18 protein-coding genes and 1 tRNA gene are annotated in these 18211 nt (G+C 38.0%); 16 read left to right on the top strand and 3 right to left on the bottom strand.

Translation table 11 applies throughout. The annotated features are described in order from the left end of the window. Positions 1-1128, bottom strand: a complete 1128-nt coding sequence (locus BLR30_RS03405; RefSeq protein WP_089854786.1) for an alkaline phosphatase — start codon at positions 1126-1128, stop codon at positions 1-3. 281 nt (positions 1129-1409) lie between these two features. On the opposite strand from BLR30_RS03405, the gene BLR30_RS03400 reads away from it, so the two are divergent. The 12 genes from BLR30_RS03400 (at position 1410) to BLR30_RS03345 (ending at position 12431) form a co-directional block, all read left to right on the top strand. After that, on the top strand, positions 1410-4175 hold the full coding sequence (locus tag BLR30_RS03400; RefSeq protein ID WP_089854783.1) for a SusC/RagA family TonB-linked outer membrane protein: 2766 nt from the start codon (positions 1410-1412) through the stop codon (positions 4173-4175). A gap of 23 nt (positions 4176-4198) precedes the next feature. Beyond that, on the top strand, positions 4199-5935 hold the full coding sequence (locus tag BLR30_RS03395) for a RagB/SusD family nutrient uptake outer membrane protein (RefSeq protein WP_089854780.1): 1737 nt from the start codon (positions 4199-4201) through the stop codon (positions 5933-5935). A 796-nt stretch (positions 5936-6731) separates the two neighbouring features. Next, positions 6732-7307, top strand: a complete 576-nt coding sequence (locus BLR30_RS03390; protein ID WP_228400693.1) for a Crp/Fnr family transcriptional regulator — start codon at positions 6732-6734, stop codon at positions 7305-7307. 73 nt (positions 7308-7380) lie between these two features. After that, positions 7381-7752 (top strand): DUF4260 domain-containing protein, encoded by a 372-nt coding sequence (locus BLR30_RS03385; protein ID WP_228400692.1) that lies wholly within the window; start codon positions 7381-7383, stop codon positions 7750-7752. 132 nt (positions 7753-7884) lie between these two features. After that, positions 7885-8370: a hypothetical protein gene (locus tag BLR30_RS03380; protein ID WP_089854777.1), complete on the top strand. Its 486-nt coding sequence runs from the start codon at positions 7885-7887 to the stop codon at positions 8368-8370. Positions 8371-8510: 140 nt separating this feature from the next. After that, positions 8511-8702: a hypothetical protein gene (locus tag BLR30_RS03375; RefSeq protein ID WP_089854775.1), complete on the top strand. Its 192-nt coding sequence runs from the start codon at positions 8511-8513 to the stop codon at positions 8700-8702. A 257-nt stretch (positions 8703-8959) separates the two neighbouring features. After that, the gene (locus BLR30_RS03370) at positions 8960-9640 is read left to right on the top strand and encodes a type 1 glutamine amidotransferase domain-containing protein (RefSeq protein WP_089854772.1); all 681 of its coding nucleotides are present in this window, start codon (positions 8960-8962) and stop codon (positions 9638-9640) included. A gap of 124 nt (positions 9641-9764) precedes the next feature. Beyond that, on the top strand, positions 9765-10286 hold the full coding sequence (locus tag BLR30_RS03365) for a DUF1440 domain-containing protein (RefSeq protein WP_089854769.1): 522 nt from the start codon (positions 9765-9767) through the stop codon (positions 10284-10286). 143 nt (positions 10287-10429) lie between these two features. Then, positions 10430-11035, top strand: a complete 606-nt coding sequence (locus BLR30_RS03360) for a DUF2911 domain-containing protein (RefSeq protein ID WP_089854765.1) — start codon at positions 10430-10432, stop codon at positions 11033-11035. A 28-nt stretch (positions 11036-11063) separates the two neighbouring features. Then, complete coding sequence (locus tag BLR30_RS03355) at positions 11064-11591, top strand: GNAT family N-acetyltransferase (RefSeq protein ID WP_089854762.1); 528 nt, start codon at positions 11064-11066, stop codon at positions 11589-11591. Then, on the top strand, positions 11588-11959 hold the full coding sequence (locus BLR30_RS03350) for a cupin domain-containing protein (protein WP_089854759.1): 372 nt from the start codon (positions 11588-11590) through the stop codon (positions 11957-11959). Before BLR30_RS03355 ends, BLR30_RS03350 begins: the two co-directional genes overlap by 4 nt. 94 nt (positions 11960-12053) lie before the next feature. After that, positions 12054-12431 (top strand): PEGA domain-containing protein, encoded by a 378-nt coding sequence (locus tag BLR30_RS03345; RefSeq protein ID WP_089854756.1) that lies wholly within the window; start codon positions 12054-12056, stop codon positions 12429-12431. A gap of 68 nt (positions 12432-12499) precedes the next feature. On the opposite strand, the gene BLR30_RS03340 is transcribed toward BLR30_RS03345, so the two are convergent. Together BLR30_RS03340 and BLR30_RS03335 are read right to left on the bottom strand one after the other, a co-directional pair. Further along, entirely contained in the window at positions 12500-13243 is a 744-nt protein-coding gene (locus tag BLR30_RS03340) for a dienelactone hydrolase family protein (protein WP_089855878.1), read from the bottom strand. Positions 13244-13522: 279 nt separating this feature from the next. After that, the gene (locus BLR30_RS03335; RefSeq protein ID WP_089854753.1) at positions 13523-13954 is read right to left on the bottom strand and encodes a type I restriction enzyme HsdR N-terminal domain-containing protein; all 432 of its coding nucleotides are present in this window, start codon (positions 13952-13954) and stop codon (positions 13523-13525) included. Between the two features lie 7 nt (positions 13955-13961). On the opposite strand from BLR30_RS03335, the gene holA reads away from it, so the two are divergent. The 4 genes from holA (at position 13962) to BLR30_RS03315 (ending at position 17900) form a co-directional block, all read left to right on the top strand. Then, positions 13962-14999 (top strand): DNA polymerase III subunit delta, encoded by a 1038-nt coding sequence (gene holA / locus BLR30_RS03330; protein ID WP_089854750.1) that lies wholly within the window; start codon positions 13962-13964, stop codon positions 14997-14999. 180 nt (positions 15000-15179) lie between these two features. Next, positions 15180-16121 (top strand): thioredoxin-disulfide reductase, encoded by a 942-nt coding sequence (gene trxB / locus BLR30_RS03325; RefSeq protein WP_089854746.1) that lies wholly within the window; start codon positions 15180-15182, stop codon positions 16119-16121. 218 nt (positions 16122-16339) lie between these two features. Continuing rightward, positions 16340-16427 (top strand) — tRNA-Ser (locus tag BLR30_RS03320). 252 nt (positions 16428-16679) lie between these two features. Then, the gene (locus tag BLR30_RS03315) at positions 16680-17900 is read left to right on the top strand and encodes a site-specific integrase (RefSeq protein ID WP_089854743.1); all 1221 of its coding nucleotides are present in this window, start codon (positions 16680-16682) and stop codon (positions 17898-17900) included. Positions 17901-18211 lie beyond the last annotated feature (311 nt).

The following is an 18211-nucleotide window of genomic DNA, read 5'->3' as shown; positions in this document are numbered from 1 at the left end:
TTACTTAATGTTAATACCGGATTTCTTCAATGCTTCTACAAGCTTGTGATAAATCGTATTGTTCGGATATATTCCGGAAAACAATTCTTCACCTTTTCCCATTGCAAACACAGGAACTAAAGCTGCTGTGTGCTGTCCGTCAATAAAATTAATCTGAACCTTGTCTTTCACCTCCTTTAGTTTTCCGCCAGCCGGATCTTTCTCCATGAATTTTCCGATGCTTGCTCCTCCCGTTTCGTGATCTGCCGTTACAACCAGAAGCGTATTAGGATTTTTTTTGATGAAATCCATAACAACCCCAATCGTTTTGTCGAAATCAAGAACCTCTTTTACCATCATTTCGGCATTATTGGCATGCCCGCCCCAATCGATGAAAGAGCCTTCCACCATCAGAAAAAAAGGCTTATTATCATTTGAAAGGAAATCCAGGGCAGTCTGAGTTGCCTCGGGAAGAAAATCTTTTCGTCCCTGTACTTTATTTGGAAGCTCATCCTGCGCCATCAGATATAAATTTCTCTTTCCGGCAATTGGTTTTGAGAGAGATGTCGTGTCAATTCTATATTTTTTTTTAGTTAAATCTTTCAGAAGATCCCTTTTATCTTTTCTTTTATTAAAAAACTTCAATCCTCCCCCTGCGGCGAAATCAATATCAGATTTGAGAAAATCCAGAGCAATATCTTCATGCAGATCGCGGTCTTTTACGTGTGCGTAATATGCAGCCGGAGTAGCATGGGTAATGCTGGTGAGACAAACCAGACCGGTCTTATAGCCTTTATCCTGAAGCTGTTCAAGAATGGTAGGGATAGACAAAGAATCTTTATCAAGCCCAATAGCCCTTTTATACGTCTTTTGCCCAGTCGACAAAGCGGTTGCACCTGCCGCAGAATCTGTTACTCTATCGCTTGTACAGGAAGTCTCCGAAAGACCCACATATTTAAAGTTTTGGAAATTTGGTTTTCCTTCCCCGAAGTAGAATGCGGAAGTCACCTGCGAAACACCCATCCCGTCTCCGATCATAAAAATGATATTAACAGGCTTTTGGGTTTGTGCATACATAAAAGATTCCATAAGAAGCATTAGCAGAACAGCAACCCCTCTTACATTAAGGCTTTTACAAATAAAATTCATAATGATTATTATTTTAATAATTGAGTATTTAAAAAAGAATGGGCAAAATTACATCAAAAACAAATTGAAAAAATTAGAGTTAAAAACACAAAATGCAATATTAACAGCAGATCCGTTCATTAGAAGTTGTTTAGCCTATTCTGCTTAACATAAAGTTTACTGAAATTTAATTTTCCGCAATAAAATTTACATTTTGTTAAATTTAAAAACCTGTTACTTAACGGTAAATTAACGGAAGCAGAGGATAACTGCAACTAATTTTGCACAAAAATATTTAAGGAATGAAGCGTATTTACCTCGTGCCAACTGTTTTAATGGGCTGTGTCAGCTTAACGTTTGCACAAAAAAAAGAATCCGACACCATTAAGAGTGACAGCAAGCTCAAAGATATTGAAGAAATCGTAATGGTTGGTTATGGATCGCAAAAGAAATCTGACGTTACAGGATCTGTAGGAACTATAAAGAGTGAAGATTTCAATAAAGGCCTTGTGGCAAACGTTGGTCAGCTCTTACAGGGAAAAATAGCCGGGGTAAACGTAGCCAATGTAAGTGGTGAACCGGGAGCCAATCAGAATATCATCATCAGAGGGGTGGGAAGTTTACGTTCGGGAACGACTCCGCTATATGTAATCGATGGTTTCGTTATTGATAACAGCAATGTAGGAGTAGCCAACAATCCTATGAACTTCATCAACCCTCAGGATATTGAGTCTATTAACGTTCTTAAAGACGCTTCCGCAGCAGCCATCTACGGAGCCAGAGGAGCCAATGGGGTTATTGTAATTACCACTAAAAAAGGTAAAAAAGGAAGAACACAGATGAATCTTTCTTCCAATCTTACCATTTCCAAGCTGGCTAATAAAATGAACGTATTCAGTGCAGATGAGTTCAGAAGACAGGTTACTGCAATGGGTGCCAAGCTTGACGATATGGGTGGAAATACCGACTGGCAGGACGAGCTTACCAGAACTGCCATTTCCAATACCGTTAATTTCTCTGCATCAGGAGCGACGGATACTTCCAATTATTATGCTGCTTTAGGCTATGAAAATCAGGAAGGTATTCTGTACAACAGTAATCTGAAAAGATATTCAGGGCGTATCAATATTTCGCAGAAAGCATTTGACGGAAGAGTAAACATCGACTTCAACCTAAACGGAAGCAGAACCGAAAACAACAGACCGAGCGTTACCAGCATGGTTTCTACAATGCTTACTTTAAATCCTACGTATCCTGCTTATACGAATGGTGAGCCAACGACGGTTTTCAGCAACGGGGCTTTCAACCCATTGATCCGTCAGGAAATATATAAGGATTTTACGGCCAACAACAGAATCTTAGCCAATATTTCGCCATCGGTTGAGATCATTAAAGGTTTAACCTATAAGCTGAATCTGGGGATAGATTACTCTAATGCTGACAGGGTAATTCAGAATACACCACACGCGGTACCATTGGAGATTGGAACTTTAAATTTAAATTATTACTCCAACAACAATACGCTTGTAGAAAATACTTTAACCTATAAATTTAAAATCAGCAATCATGATTTTAATGTAATGGCGGGACAGTCTTATCAAAGGCTTTATCTGGTGGCAAGAAGCTGGGATTATTCAGGATTTCCGAATAACGGCATAGAGCCTCAGTATCAAATCGGGGCTGCTAATAAGAATAATACAACATCTTCATCTATTGCAAATAAAAACGAACTGCAGTCATGGTTTGGAAGAATTAATTATGATTTTAATGATAAATATCTCTTCACCGCAACGTTAAGGGCAGACGGTTCATCAAAATTCGGAGAAAATAACCGTTATGGTTTTTTTCCATCATTTGCAGCTGGCTGGAATATCAGCAAAGAAAATTTTCTTAACGGTGTAAATGAAATCAACAACTTAAAGCTGAGAGTAAGCTGGGGGAAAACCGGAAATCAGGAGATCCCTAGCAAAATGACCAAAAGAAGCTATAAATCTGCTTCTGACGGTAGCGGACAGGCAACATATCCTTTGAATGACAGTTCGAATTATCCTGTAGGGGTGTACCTGGTAAGAGCAGACAATCCTGATCTTCAATGGGAAGTTACCACACAAACCAACGTAGGATTGGATTTTGGAATCTTCAATAACAGATTGACAGGTACTGTAGATTTCTTTAAAAAAGTATCCGACAATATCCTTTTGGAGATCAATCCTGTAGACCCGATCGAGCCAGCCCCTACCATGTGGAAGAATATCCCGAATATGAAGATCAACAACACCGGATGGGAACTTTCCCTGAACTATAACAGTGAGCCTACGAAAGCATTTACCTACAGCATCGGCGCAAATGCAGCATTCATTAAAAACGAAGTAAAAGATTCTCCATACAGAGTGATTTCTACGGGTGAAGCGCAGGGGCCTGGAACCACAAATGCAGTTATCAACGGATATATCAACGGACAGCCGATCGGAACATTTTATGTAAAAGAATTTTTAGGTTTGAATGATAACGGAACTAATATTTTCAGAGATGTAGACGGCGACGGAATCATTACAGATAATGACAGAATAGCCGCAGGTAGTGCTCTTCCGGATTTTACGTACAACTTTTATGTGAAAGCTGCCTACAAAAACTTCGATCTTGGATTGAATTTCAACGGGGTTGCGGGAAATATGATTTATAACAATACCGCTTCTACTTTATTTACAAGAGGTAGATTGGGACTTTCTCAGAATACAACCGATGCTGCTACACAGTTCCCTAACGAAAGCACGAACAATACCAATGTAATCTCAACGAGATACCTTGAAAAAGGAGATTTCTTAAGGCTAAACAATGCTACTCTTGGCTACAGTCTTAATCCGAAGGTTTTAGGTATTGGTGAGCATATCAGAAATATAAGATTATCTCTTACCGCACAGAACCTGTTTGTGATTACCAAATATTCAGGTTTCGATCCGGAAATCAACACTGGGCTTTCTCAGGGAGGTATTCAGTCTTTCGGGATTGATTACAGTACCTATCCAAAAGCAAGAAGCTTTGTATTTGGTGTAAACGTCGCATTTTAATTAACCCTTTAAAAAAGAAAACAATGAAAAATAAAATTTTAATCTCTATACTAAGTCTAAGTGTATTGGTCGCAGTAGGATGTACAAACCTTGATGAACAGGTGATTGATGAATCTCTGGATGCACAGTCGGATAACATCGTAGCGTCTTTTATTGCCCCCGCTTACGGTCCTCTTCCTGATGCCTTTACCCATACCAAAAATTACGGACTTCAACTTATCAGTACCGATGAGGCAATTCTTCCTCCAAGAGGAAGTGGTAACGACTGGTATGATGGCGGAAAATACATAGAACTTCATCAGCATACGATGACCACTACCAATGTTGTGGTTCAACAGACCTGGGATGCTTTCAGACTTATGCTTTCCAGAACCGTGACGGCTATTGAAAAACTAGAGCCTTTAGCAGCCACCAATAGTGATGCAGCTAAAGCTGTTGCCGAAATGAGAGCGTTGAGAGCTTATTATAATATGCTGTTTCTTGATTATTGGGGAATAGCATTTAAAAAAGATTCTTCAGGTCAGGATTCCCAGATTTTAAGAAAGCAGGAAGCCATCAGCTATATCGAAAGTGAGTTTTTAGCGGTTGTTAACAATTTAGATAACACTGCTCGCCCCGGCAGAATTTCGCAGGCTGCCGTAAACGGATTCCTTGCGCAATTGTACCTCAACGCTGCTGTGTACAGAGATCCTTACGGTACCCCTTCATTTGCAGCAGCAGATATGGATAAAGTCATTGAGTACACCAATAAAGTTATCAATTCAGGATTATTCACTTTATCCGCAGAATACTTTGCTATTTTTGATGATAACAATCACACCAACAAAGAATTGATCTTTGCCATCGATCAGCGTCAGGATCTTACCACATCCCATAACAGGTTAGGTTACTGGTCATTGTCCGGAAGCCAGTATCCTTTGGCAGCTTTTCCAAAAGCGAACGGAACCGACGGACCTGCCATTACTCCTGATTTCTACCAGACCTGGGTACAGGCTTACGGAAGTACAGATCCTGCACAGGCAGATGCCAGATTTTATAAAGAAAACTTTACGGTTCCGCAAAACCTAAAAGATCTTACCGGCGTGACCCCTGCAAATGATGCCAATCATTATTTCCTGGTAGATGGAGCTACGTATGAGATCAACAGAGGAATCCAGAGAGGAATTCAGTGGGGGCTGAGAAATTCTGCAAACGGGCAGCCTTTCAAGATGGAGAACGGACAATACAAAATCTACCCGATGATCGAGCAGAGAAACGGATACACCAATTACGTAAATCACGTACTGGAAGTAGATCTTGAAGATCCTACCCATAAAGATTACGCAGATGGTTACAGAGTGTCGAAATACCAGTTCAGCAGAACATCCGATAATGGGAGAAACAGAGGAAATGCCGATATCGTTCTTTTACGTTTAGCCGATATTTATTTAATGAGAGCCGAGGCTCAACTAAGAAAAGGAAATGCTGCCGCTGCATTATCAGACGTAAATTTTGTAAGAGCTTCAAGAACCGCAAGACCATCCGTTACTCCTCCGGCATTAACCAGTATTAATTTAAACACGCTTTATAGAGAAAGAGGTTTTGAATTCTATTGGGAATATTCAAGAAGAACAGATATGATCCGTTTCGGGCATTATGAGGATACCTACACTTCAAAAACCAATACCGATGTAAAGAAAAGGCTCTTCCCTATTCCACAGTCTGCTATTGACGGGGCATCGAGCGCACCAGGATATCTGGTACAAAACCCGGGTTACTAATTTTTTTACTTTTATAATTGATGAAAGCTGCCAAAAAGATATGGCAGCTTTCGCTTTTGTTACTGATCTATTTTCACCACCAATACAACCATCCGTAGGGTATTCGCCAGTCCGAGAAATTTAACTCAATATAGCAGCGGGGCTTTATTTAAAGAGCCAAGAACGGCTATTCATGATAAAATACTGACGGTAGCATAGGCTTTAGATCTCTATTTTCCGAGAGGTGCTTTCGTCGCCCGATACAAGGGTCTCTCATCGGTCGAGATAAGAAGGTTATCTCGAGCGTGATAAGATGTTCTCATCGGTCGATGAGAACACCTCTCGGAAACCGACAACCTTCGACTTCGCTCAGCCGCCTTTGTAGGTCTGAGAGTTTTAGGGTTTGAGAGCGTGAGTGTTTTAGTGTGTGAGCGTGAGTGGCGAATAGTTTAAAGCGTCATAAAAATCCCCCTCAGTGGAGGGGTGGCGAAAATTCTAAAGAATTTTTAAAGGGGTGGTTGAAAAAGGGTTTGAGGGTTTAAGAGTTTTAGTGTGAGATTGTGAGAGTTTTGATGTAATGATTAGGAAATTTCTATAAAACAAGAAAAAGTTAGAAAGTGACGGAGGCTACTCAAAGACCGGCGTTACACTGAAAGTCTTGGTGACTGAGCGGAGTCGAAGCCACCAGTTCTTTTTAATATCACAGTAATACAAAGAAATATTACTATCTTTAAATCAAAAATAATACAAGGAATCGTATTATAAAAGCTGACGTGATAATAGGGAAAATGTCATAACATATCAACATTTATTTTGAATGATACAAAATCCTGACAGTCTTTTACAGAATTATTTCGGCTCATTATCTCATGAAGAAGTGTCGGTTATACTATCTTATTTCAGGGAAGAAAAGCTCGAAAGAAATGATTTTTTTACAGAGTCGGGAAAGATATGCAATAAGCTTAGCATTGTAAAAAGTGGCATTTTAAGAATTTTCGCCTTATCCGATGATGGCAGAGAAGTAACCCAGTGGCTCGCTCAGGAGAATTTCCTGTTAACTGAGATTTCAGGATTTTTCTTTGACCATCCCAACCGTTGGAATATACAGGCGCTGACCGAAACAGAGCTTCTCACGATTTCTAAAGATGATTACAAAGCTCTTTGCCACGATTTCCCCCAATGGTCTGACATTGAAAAAAAGCTCATCATGAAATGCTTTTCTATGATGGAAGACCGCATTTTCACACACCTTTCGCTGACTGCCGAACAGCGCTACGATCTATACTTTGAGCAGAATAAAAGTTTATTCAATAAAGTTCCGTTACAATTCATTGCCTCTGTTCTGGGGATGTCCCCGGAAACGTTCAGCAGAATCAGAAAACGTAAAATATAAAGTTCTTGACTTTTATCAAGAGGAAATCTTCAGAAATAAAGGAACTTTGTTGTAGTAAATCAATATTATCATCATGAACGGCAAAATGAATCTTCTTCTGAAACTTGAACAGGCAGGGCAGTTTCTCCTTTCTATCCTTTTGTTTAGCCAACTAAATTTTGCATGGTGGGTATTTCCACTTTGTATATTACTTCCGGATGTATCGATGATCGGATATCTATTTGGCAATAAAACAGGAGCTTATATTTACAATTTTTTCCATCATAAATTGTTAGCTGTTATCATCTTTGCACTAGGATTATGGTTAGATAATTCAATACTTTCACTGGCGGGAGTTATCCTGTTTGGCCATTCGGCGATGGATCGGTTTTTCGGGTACGGCCTTAAATTCACTGACGGTTTTAAGCACACCCATCTTGGAGGGATCGGAAGCAAAAATGAATAGATTTAGCAATAAAAACCTTACGGAAAAATGTACCGAGCTAATACCATCATCATTATGAATGCTTAAATCTATTTCATCATACTACCCTACTCTCTTTTTTTGCCTATTTTTACCTGATAATAAATAAACTATATGAAAAAAATAATATTTGCAGGAATAATGGCTTTAGGAGGATTTGCAACGGCAAATGCACAGTGTAAACCAGTCTCTGCCCTGACGGAAAACTTTGACACCTGGAAAGAAATCGGCTCCTGCTGGACTTCTCAGCAAGGAAAGGCAATGCTTTACGCCAGCGATAAAAAGATCATATTTTATTCCATGACCAACCCCGGCGAAAATATGTATCTGGTAACCCCGAAAATAAAGGCTGGAACCTATACCTTAACACTTGATATTTCAGATAACGGTGGCGACACCACGCTGGAACTTTTCTCTATTAATAATACCTCCGACCCTAAATCTTACGTCTCCATCGCTAAACCTTCAAAAATAACCGGAGCAAAAAAAACGTTTACCATTTCGCTGAAGAAAGACGCACACCTTGGACTAAAAGTATTGCTGAACAGCATTCATCAGGCAGTGTATGTAGACAACCTTTCTTTAAAGCCTAAAAAATAAATGAATTAGAACCTTTATAATAAACCTCCAAAGTATTTCGGCTTTGGAGGTTTGTCTTTGCCCGGAGTTTATTATATTTGTGAGTGACTAATAAACATTTAAGATAAATATCTTATTTAATTGAAACAAAAATTTAAATTATGGAGAACAGCAAATTACCTGTATTTATGATGACAATCGTTGCCATCATTGTTGGCGTAGCATTATACAAACAGTTTGATTTCAGCACACAGACTTTCGCAAACCCTGCTTTATCGGTAGTGTACGGCATCACTTTTTTATTTGCCGTTTTTTTGCTGGTAAGAAATTACAGAAAGACCGCAAGAAAATAAATCAGCGCAAAAGTTGTTTGGTAATTATTCTCTAAACATTCTTTCTTCTCTAGCGCAAGCCTCTTCTGACAACTTTAAATCTCAAAGCTCAATCCATTGAGATAGAATTGTTATGGCATATTATAATCTTTAACCGGGATTGGCAATAAACTTGTATATAAACATTCCGATCAATGTCTTTAAACGCCTTCTTGTTTCATACAGCTTGACCGTTTAACTAAAAAGACAGTTTCTATAGTAACACTAAAATATTCAATATGAAAGTATTATTCGTACTTACCTCCCACGATGAGCTGGGAAACACAGGAAAAAAAACAGGTTTTTGGGTAGAGGAATTTGCAGCACCTTATTATTCATTTAAAGATGCAGGATTCGACATCGTAGTAGCTACTCCGAAAGGCGGACAGGCACCTATTGATCCTAAAAGCGAAGATCCGGATGCGCAGACTCCTGCTACAGAGCGCTATTACAAAGATGAAGAAGTTCAAAATATCATTGCTAATACCCATAGGTTAAATGATCAGAAAGCCGCAGATTTCGATGCTGTTTTCTATCCGGGAGGTCACGGACCGCTTTGGGATCTGGCTTACGACAAAGATTCTCAGCAATTGATTCTTGATTTTTACAATACTCAGAAGCCGGTCGGAGCCGTTTGCCATGCACCGGGTGTTTTTAAAGATATAAAACTTGAAAATGGCGATCCTTTTGTTAAAGGTAAAAATGTAACCGGTTTTTCCAATACCGAAGAAGAAGCGGTACAACTGACCGATGTGGTTCCTTTCCTTGTGGAAGATGAATTGCAGAAAGCAGGCGGTCATTATACCAAAACAGAAGACTGGGGTGTACATGTTGTAGAGGACGGACTTCTTATCACAGGGCAAAACCCGGCTTCATCGGAAGCTGCAGCAGAAAAACTGATCGCAATCCTGAAAAAGTAAATTTGAACGCATTAAATAATAAAAACCATCTTTAACCGGATGGTTTTGGCTTTTATTCATTCACTAAAAGATTGATTTATATCTGATATTATTATTACTACACTCCTATTTTAATTTTTAAACAATGAATACATTTACGAAAGATATTATAAAAGGAATTGCCGTCGGATTATTCGCTTCTTTCATTAAATCCCTGGCAGAACCACCATTACAAAAACTAGGTGAAAGGTTATTTCCGCCAAAACCGGATGAACTCGACTTACGAGGTGCAGATGTTACGTATCAGCCGGAAAATATGCCGCCCGCAGTATTAGCTAAAGAAATTTACTATCACGCAACTCATAAAGAACTGTCTTACAATGATACTCTAAAATCAATGAAAGTAATTCATTATACTTTAGGTGCTATGATTGGCATTCCATACGTGGTTCTGGCAAATAATAATAAATACTTTAAAGCAGGTGAAGGTTCGGTTGCAGGAACTGCCGTATGGACATTTACTCATGGTTCTTCTGTTCCTGCCTTAGGATTACAGGGAAAAGTTTCTGAAATGCCTACATCATGGTGGGTTTGGGAGTTCGGCTCACACATCATTTTCGGATTGGCTATGGAACAGAGCAGAAAGGTTTTAAATCAATTATTTTAAACAGTTTATTACCTTCAGAGTATCAAAGTATCGTGAAAATTAGATTGAAGTATTCGCTTATCCTGATTCTTTAACATAAATTTATCATCTGAGAAAAAGCTGTTTTTGATCTTGTTTTTGTATTTTTAAGCAAAATTTTAAAAGTGAAAAAAGTAATCGTTGCATTGTGCATATCAGCATCAGTATTAAGTTTTGCTCAGGATTATTCTGTACCGGCGGTGAGTCCGCGCCAGAAAGTTGAGCAGCAGTTTTCCATGTCAAAAATTACTGTTGATTACGGAAGACCGGGCGTAAAAGGAAGAAAAATATTCGGAGAGCTGGTGCCTTACGGGCAAGTCTGGAGAGCCGGAGCCAACTCTTCTACAAAAATTACTTTCGGCCAGTCTGTGAATTTCGGAGGAAAGATCGTTCAGGCAGGAACGTACGGATTGTTTATCATCCCTACCGAAAAAGAATGGAAAGTAATCTTAAACAAAGATTTTCAGCAATGGGGAGCTTATACTTATGATCCTAAGCAGGATGTTGTAGACGTTACCGTTCCTGTAAACAAACTTGCCGATAAGCAGGAATGGTTTGAAATTACCCTGAATCCTACAGACGAAAACTCTGCCAATCTCGTGCTGAAATGGGACTATGCACAGGCAGAAGTTCCTGTAAAGCCATCTAAACCCGATGCGGTAAATAAAATTGCCGACAAACTAAAGGAGATAAAGAAAATCGAAGCTGAAGCTGCGAAAACAAAAAGCTAAGTATTTACTATCTTTAAAATATTATCCGATGAATTTTTCTATTCAGACTCTGCTAGAAAATCAGGACTATCAATTAATCCCCTTACAGCAAGGGGATTTTGAGTCTTTATACGAAGTGGCTTCCGACCCTGAAGTCTGGAAACAACATCCTAATAAAGACCGTTACCAAAAGGAAGTTTTTGAAACCTTTTTTAAAGGAGCCATGGAAAGTCGAGGAGCTTTTAAGATTATTGAAAAGTCTACCGGAAAAGTCTTGGGAAGCACTCGCTTTTATGATTATAACAATGAAGAAAGCAGTATTTTCATAGGCTACACATTCTACGGAACAGAATCCTGGGGAAAAGGGATCAATCCACAAATCAAAAAACTGATGATGGATTATATTTTTCAATTTGTTGAAACGGTTTATTTCCATGTCGGCAAAGACAATATCCGTTCCCGAACTACCATGGAAAAACTAAGAGCAGAGAATAAAGGTGAGCATGAAATCGCCTATTTTGGAGAACCTTCAAGAATAAATATCCTATACCAAATCAAAAAAGAAAACTGGTTATGAAAAAATTTAAAATCCAACAATCTCCTTTTGTTGTTCCAACAACAGATGGAAAACTGATAGAAGAACACTGGGGAAATTCCACCGGAAACTCAAATATTTCCATCGCACACATGGTAGCGCCTCCGGATTGGGGCGAGTCTCACCAGACTCCTGAATTTGATGAATTTACTATAATCATTTCAGGAAAAAAACAATTTGAAATCGATGGAGAAACCGTAGTTTTAGAAAAGGGACAAAGTATTTTTATCGAAAAGGGAGCAAGAATCCGTTACAGCAATCCGTTCCCTGAAGAGTGCGAATACCTCTCCATCTGTGTTCCTGCATTTTCAATAGAATCTGTACATCGGGAAGATGAAGGAGTAGATTGAAAATTTAACAATCCGGCAATGTATTACTCCTTGAATATTGACAGATTATTCGTAAGTTCGCGCAAATTTTTAAATAGGAAATAGAAAACTAACTATGAAAAACAAACTGTCAATAGCTCTTTTAGCTGGCATTGCCTTTTCTGCAACTTCTTGCGCAACCATCCTTACAGGAACAAAAGACAAAATAACATTCAATTCAATACCGGAAGGCGCTAAGGTGTTTCATAAAGGAATTGAAAAATGTACGACTCCGTGTACTGCTGAAATCCCGAGATCTTTAAGCAAACAAACGGTGACTTTACAGAAAGAAGGGTTTAGTGATAAAGAAGTTAAACTTACGAAAAATTTTAATCCGGTAACTCTGGTCAATATCCTTTTGGGAGGTGCTATCGGTGTCGGAATCGATGCTGCCACGGGTTCTCTTACCAAATATTCTCCGAAAGCATATCAGGTAGAACTGGAAGCTAAGTAATTAAATGTCCCGATTTGCAGAAAGCATGGCGGGACATTTTATTTATAGACTTCTAATATTGATACAGTTTATTTCAGAATTTCCTTTAGGAACATTAATGTATGATTCCATGCTCTTTTTGCCATCACTTCGTTATAATCCTGTGATTTGGGATCTGTGAAGGTATGTTTTGAATGCGCATAGGTAATGATCTGCCAGTCGGCATTTCCATCGTTCATTTCTTTGACCAAATCATCATAATCTTCCGGTGAAACGCTTTTGTCATCAGCAGGGTTTTCAACCAGAATTTTTGCAGCAATCGGTTCGTTTTTTCTAGTCCGGTCTTTCCCTATACTGCCGTGAATGGAAACTACTCCTACAACAGGCAGGTTTCCCCTCGCCGACTCTAAGGCACCGGTTCCTCCGAAACAATAGCCAATCACTGCAATTTTATTAGGGATTGCTCCACTCTTCTTCAGTTGCTCCAACGCAAGCGAAATTCTTTTCTGATAGGCTTCATAGTTTTTCTTGTAATATCCTGAACTTTTTGCTGCTGTTTCCATATCCGTCGGAATATTCCCTTCTCCGTAAATATCTGCAACAAATGCAATATATCCCTGCTTTTCCAGCTCTGCAGCAGCTGTTTTTGCTTCTTCATCAATTCCTTTCCATGCAGGCAAGATTAAAACTCCGGGAAGCTTTTTTCCGGCGTTTGAGGTGACTAAACCATTAAGTTTTTGCGAACCGTCCTGATAAGCAATGGTTTTTAGCTTCTGTCCGAAATAAGTTTCTGAAGCAAGCAAAATTCCTGCAAGTAAAATAGTACGTATCATATTTTGTAATTTAATTTTTTTAAGGAGCTTTTTCCGGCTTTCGCTACTCGCTTTTTCTATTTTCGGCGGCGGCAAAGCCGCCGCCGAAAATAGAAAAGAGCTCAAACATGCCGCTCAATCCGGGCTATGAACATATCATATTTCAATCAGATATAATCCATAAATCAAACAATCTAAATTACTAAAATTGCCTTGCATTATTAGAATTAATCTTCTTAAATATAAAGTTTGTTTAATCTAATTTTAAATTTATCATTTGACACAACCTCAAGCTTAGTCCTAGTCCGGCCTATAAAACTGATATTGTCCGTTCTCATAGTACGCATTAATATGCTGTAAACCATTCGTTAAAACAATTTCTTTTGCACCTATTATAGAATTATATCTTGCAGTCTGTTCAAAAGTTTTCTCCGTTAGTTTTATCTGTGGAGCCTTACATTCAATTAAAATTACAGGTTGTGTTTTCTCAGTGATGAGAAGATCTATTCTTTTGGTTAATCCGTTCAAAACAATCTTTTTTTCAGTAATCAAAGCAGAAGCGGAATAAGATTTTACGGTGAGATAATAATGAATCCAATGCTGGCGCACCCATTCTTCAGGAGTGAGCAAAAGGTAAGTTTTACGAACCAAATCATAAATAAAAAACTTATCTTTGTCTCTCTTGAATTTAAAATCAAAAGTTTCCTGAAAATTCAGTTTTGGAAGTTCCATTTATAAGATGAAAGAATTAGATTTAATCCTCAAAAATATTAAAAATAAAGAAGTTTTACCGATTTATTTTTTTCACGGAGAAGAACCTTACTTTATAGATCTTGCTGTAAAAGCACTCGAGCACGATTTTCTGACTGAAGATGAAAAAGCATTCAATCAGACTGTTGTCTACGGAAAAGATACGTCTTATCACGAGGTTCTTTCTCTGGCACGACAGTTTCCGATGATGGGCGACAAACAGGTAATTATCGTTAAAGAAGCCCAGGATCTGAGGTTAGCAGAAAGCGAAAGTAATGCTCTGGAAGCATACGTTCAAAATCCGGTTCCTTCGACTGTGCTGGTTTTTGCCCACAAGCATAAGAAACTCGACAGCCGAAAGAAGGTTACCAAAGCTTTAGATAAAGCTAAATCCTTATTCTTAAGTGAATCTGTCAAAGAAAACAGTCTTCCGAAATGGATTGCAGATGAATGTATCTCATTAGGAATAAAAACTGCTCCGAACATCTCTCACCTGCTCGCAGAATATCTTGGAAACGATCTCTCCAGAATTGCCAATGAACTGAATAAACTAAAGATCATCCTCAAACCCGGAGATATTCTGGACGGTAAAATTGTGGAAGATCATATTGGAATCAGTAAAGAATACAATGTTTTTGAACTTCAGAAAGCTTTAGGTACGAAAAATGCCAATGCTGCTTTTAAAATTGCACATTTCATGGGTAAAAATCCTAAAAATAACCCTTTTGTAATGATGCTGGCAAGTCTTTATAATTATTTTTCCAATGTGATTATTTATAACACCATGATGGGTCAGCCACCTCAGGTTATTGCTGCGCAGATGGGTGTAAATCCTTATTTTATAAAAGATTATGCGGAATCAGCACGACTTTATCCTTTAAAGCATGCGACGAGAGTGATCTCTATTTTAAGGGAATTCGACATGAAGGGAAAAGGTCTGGGAGCAGTCAACATGACAGAAGCCGAACTTATTAAAGAGCTGGTTTACAAAATTATCAATGTTGATAAAGTTAAGATGAAAGTATAAAGAAGTGAATGGTGAATAGTCAATTCATTTCATTTGTCAATTTACCTGAAGAGAATTCAAAGTTGACAATTGACCATTCACATATTAGATATTGACAAGTATCATTAAAATAACTTTAAATAAATATTAAAAATTACGAACTTAGCGGACGTAAATTTTAAATCTTTTGAAAAGCAAATTATGGAGCAAAACATTTTAGATTGTGTGATCGTTGGATCCGGGCCTTCAGGCTTTACAGCTGCAATTTATGCAGCAAGAGCAGACTTAAAACCTGAATTATATACAGGTTTGGAGCCTGGCGGACAATTAACCACAACTACAGAGGTTGATAATTTTCCGGGATATCCGGCGGGGATTACAGGTCCTGAAATGATGATGGATTTGCAAAAACAGGCAGAAAGATTCGACACAAAAGTACATTACGAAATGATTACAAAGGTCGAGTTTTCTAAAGAAATTGGTGGTATTCACAAATTATATGCAGGCAATAAAGAGATTTTTGCCAGAACAGTAATTATTTCTACCGGTGCTACGGCGAAATATTTAGGCCTTGATGATGAAAAAAAATATGCTGGCGGAGGTGTTTCTGCGTGTGCAACCTGTGACGGATTTTTCTATAAAGGAAAAGATGTTGTGGTTGTGGGGGCAGGAGATACTGCGGCTGAGGAAGCTACTTATCTTGCCAAATTGGTAAATAAAGTAACCATGTTGGTGAGAAAAGATCAGTTCAGAGCATCCAAAGCAATGATTCACAGGGTACAGAATACTCCTAATATTGAAGTGAAATTTCATCATGAATTAATTGCCATTGAAGGAGATAATAATCTGGTTGAAAAAGCTATTGTTATCAATAATCAGACTAAGGAAACTTCTGCAATTAATGTTGAGGGGATTTTTATTGCAATCGGTCATAAGCCAAATACAGATGTTTTTGCAGGACAAATTGACTTAGATGAAAATGGATATATCTTAACCGAAAAAGGCTCTTCAAGAACCAATCTTCCGGGAGTTTTTGCAGCAGGAGATGTTCAGGATCATATTTACAGACAAGCAATTACAGCAGCAGGAAGCGGATGTATGGCCGCTATGGATGCAGAAAAATATCTTGCAGAATTACATTAATTAATAATAGAAAAATACAAAAGCGCATCTGTACTGATGCGTTTTTTTTATTTACCGAATGGCATTAAATGCAAATCAATATCAATTGATAAAAATAAATAATCTGATTTATAGAAGATTATTAAGTTTTGTTAAAATTTTATTGATAAATATTTTGGCAGTACATAAAAACATTCTATATTTGCACCACTGAAAACGACGATATCATCGGAGTTTAAGGAGAGTTGGCAGAGTGGTCGATTGCGGCAGTCTTGAAAACTGTTGACTGTAACAGGTCCGGGGGTTCGAATCCCTCACTCTCCGCCAGGTTAGAAACCAAAATAAGCTAAAACGCTGTAAACATCACTGTTTACAGCGTTTTTTGTTTTAGCGCAGTATCAAAAAAAAGCAAAATAGGTCACGATTTATATGACCTATTTCGTGTCCCATTCAAAAAATCACAAAAATAGGTCACGAAAAATCACGGAAAGCCCGGACAAATAGGCAGTCTAACAATTGTACATCTTGCAAAAAGTGGTAACAAAAAGTAAATTATTAACCCATTGAAGTTATCACACTATGAACAAAACATTCAACCTTCTATTCTTTATCAAAAAGAATAAAATCAGAACAAACGGAACCGCTCCCATCTACCTACGAATTACGATAGACGGCAAGGCAGCCGACATTGCTGCTAAAAGGTATATTGATCCGAAGAAATGGGATGTTAAAGCACACAAGGCATTGGGTAGTTCGCAAGAAGCTAAAACACTGAATCTCTATCTTAAAACTTTGGAACAGAAAGTTTACGATTTCCACTACCTGATGCTGAAAGAAGAAAACTTTGTAACTGCAGAGAGTTTAAAATCTAAACTGCTTGGAACTGATATTGAGCAAAGAATGCTCATCCCCATCTTTCAGGAGCATAATGATAAAGTGGAAGCCTTGGTCGGTCAGGATTTTGCTCCAGGAACATTGGAGCGCTATAAAACATCTTTAAAGCATACGCAGGAATTCATTAACTGGAAGTACAAAGTTCCTGATATTGACATCACACAAATTGATCACGGTTTCGTAAGTGATTATGATTTCTGGCTGCGCAGTGTAAGAAAATGTGGAAACAATACAGCTGTGAAATATCTCAAGAATTTCAAAAAGATCATCCGATTATGTATGGCACACGGCTGGATTACTAAAGATCCTTTTCTCGGCTATAAAGCAAAGATCAAAGCTGTGGAACGTCCTTATCTTACCAAAGAAGAGATTCAGATGATTTACGAAAAGAAATTTGCATCTGACCGATTGAACCAAGTTCGCGATATTTTTCTTTTCAGTTGCTATACCGGTCTGGCTTATGTGGATGTCAAGCAATTATCAAAATCCAACATCAATATTGGGATTGATGGCGATCAATGGATTTTTACCCACCGTCAAAAAACCAATATCTCAACCAGAGTTCCGTTATTGCCTGTGGCTCAAGAAATAGTTTTAAAATATGAGAATCATCCGCAGTGCGTAAATTCAGAAGTCCTCTTTCCTGTTCTAAGTAATCAGAAAATGAATTCTTATCTGAAAGAAATTGCGAATATCTGCGATATCAATAAAGATTTGACTTTCCATATCGCAAGGCATACGTTTGCAACTACTGTTACGTTGTCCAATGGTGTTCCTATTGAAAGTGTAAGTAAAATGCTGGGGCATACGAATATTAAGACTACCCAGCATTATGCGAAGATTCTAGATAAGAAAGTGAGTGATGATATGGCGGTTTTACGAAGAAAAATCGAAAAATTTAAGTGAATTAACCTGAATTCGTGATAAGGAAATTATTGATTTTACAATGCTCAATTGTTTTTATCGCAAAGAAAAACAAAGGAATATACTCTCTAAAGTGATTTTAAGTTAAACAATGCCACTTCGTTTATCAAAGTAAAACAAAATTTTTGTTTCACTTTGATAAGTTTTACGCCCTTGTCTATCTATATTATTGAAAATCAAATAATCAATTTTTTGTTTGGCTTTGCGATTTATAAATCCTTAACCCGAACTCACGTTGAATTAAAGATTAAACTAGTATATGAATCCTGTTATGTGAACTTAACGCAACCCTA

The organism is Chryseobacterium taeanense, assembly GCF_900099685.1.
Classification (GTDB): domain Bacteria; phylum Bacteroidota; class Bacteroidia; order Flavobacteriales; family Weeksellaceae; genus Chryseobacterium; species Chryseobacterium taeanense.
The sequence above is the reverse complement of the archived record's forward strand: the minus strand, read 5'-3'. Positions and strand labels throughout refer to the sequence as shown.

Bases quoted from the DNA above. Each gene is read 5' to 3' on its own strand.
- BLR30_RS03365 (WP_089854769.1), top strand. From the start codon at position 9,765: ATGAATACATTTACGAAAGATATTATAAAAGGAATTGCCGTCGGATTA.
- BLR30_RS03385 (WP_228400692.1), top strand. From the start codon at position 7,381: ATGAACGGCAAAATGAATCTTCTTCTGAAACTTGAACAGGCAGGGCAG.
- holA (WP_089854750.1), top strand. From the start codon at position 13,962: ATGAAAGAATTAGATTTAATCCTCAAAAATATTAAAAATAAAGAAGTT.
- BLR30_RS03350 (WP_089854759.1), top strand. From the start codon at position 11,588: ATGAAAAAATTTAAAATCCAACAATCTCCTTTTGTTGTTCCAACAACA.
- BLR30_RS03380 (WP_089854777.1), top strand. From the start codon at position 7,885: ATGAAAAAAATAATATTTGCAGGAATAATGGCTTTAGGAGGATTTGCA.
- BLR30_RS03340 (WP_089855878.1), bottom strand. From the start codon at position 13,243: ATGATACGTACTATTTTACTTGCAGGAATTTTGCTTGCTTCAGAAACT.
- BLR30_RS03405 (WP_089854786.1), bottom strand. From the start codon at position 1,128: ATGAATTTTATTTGTAAAAGCCTTAATGTAAGAGGGGTTGCTGTTCTG.
- BLR30_RS03370 (WP_089854772.1), top strand. From the start codon at position 8,960: ATGAAAGTATTATTCGTACTTACCTCCCACGATGAGCTGGGAAACACA.
- BLR30_RS03335 (WP_089854753.1), bottom strand. From the start codon at position 13,954: ATGGAACTTCCAAAACTGAATTTTCAGGAAACTTTTGATTTTAAATTC.
- BLR30_RS03390 (WP_228400693.1), top strand. From the start codon at position 6,732: ATGATACAAAATCCTGACAGTCTTTTACAGAATTATTTCGGCTCATTA.
- BLR30_RS03375 (WP_089854775.1), top strand. From the start codon at position 8,511: ATGGAGAACAGCAAATTACCTGTATTTATGATGACAATCGTTGCCATC.
- BLR30_RS03315 (WP_089854743.1), top strand. From the start codon at position 16,680: ATGAACAAAACATTCAACCTTCTATTCTTTATCAAAAAGAATAAAATC.
- BLR30_RS03355 (WP_089854762.1), top strand. From the start codon at position 11,064: ATGAATTTTTCTATTCAGACTCTGCTAGAAAATCAGGACTATCAATTA.
- BLR30_RS03400 (WP_089854783.1), top strand. From the start codon at position 1,410: ATGAAGCGTATTTACCTCGTGCCAACTGTTTTAATGGGCTGTGTCAGC.
- BLR30_RS03395 (WP_089854780.1), top strand. From the start codon at position 4,199: ATGAAAAATAAAATTTTAATCTCTATACTAAGTCTAAGTGTATTGGTC.
- trxB (WP_089854746.1), top strand. From the start codon at position 15,180: ATGGAGCAAAACATTTTAGATTGTGTGATCGTTGGATCCGGGCCTTCA.
- BLR30_RS03345 (WP_089854756.1), top strand. From the start codon at position 12,054: ATGAAAAACAAACTGTCAATAGCTCTTTTAGCTGGCATTGCCTTTTCT.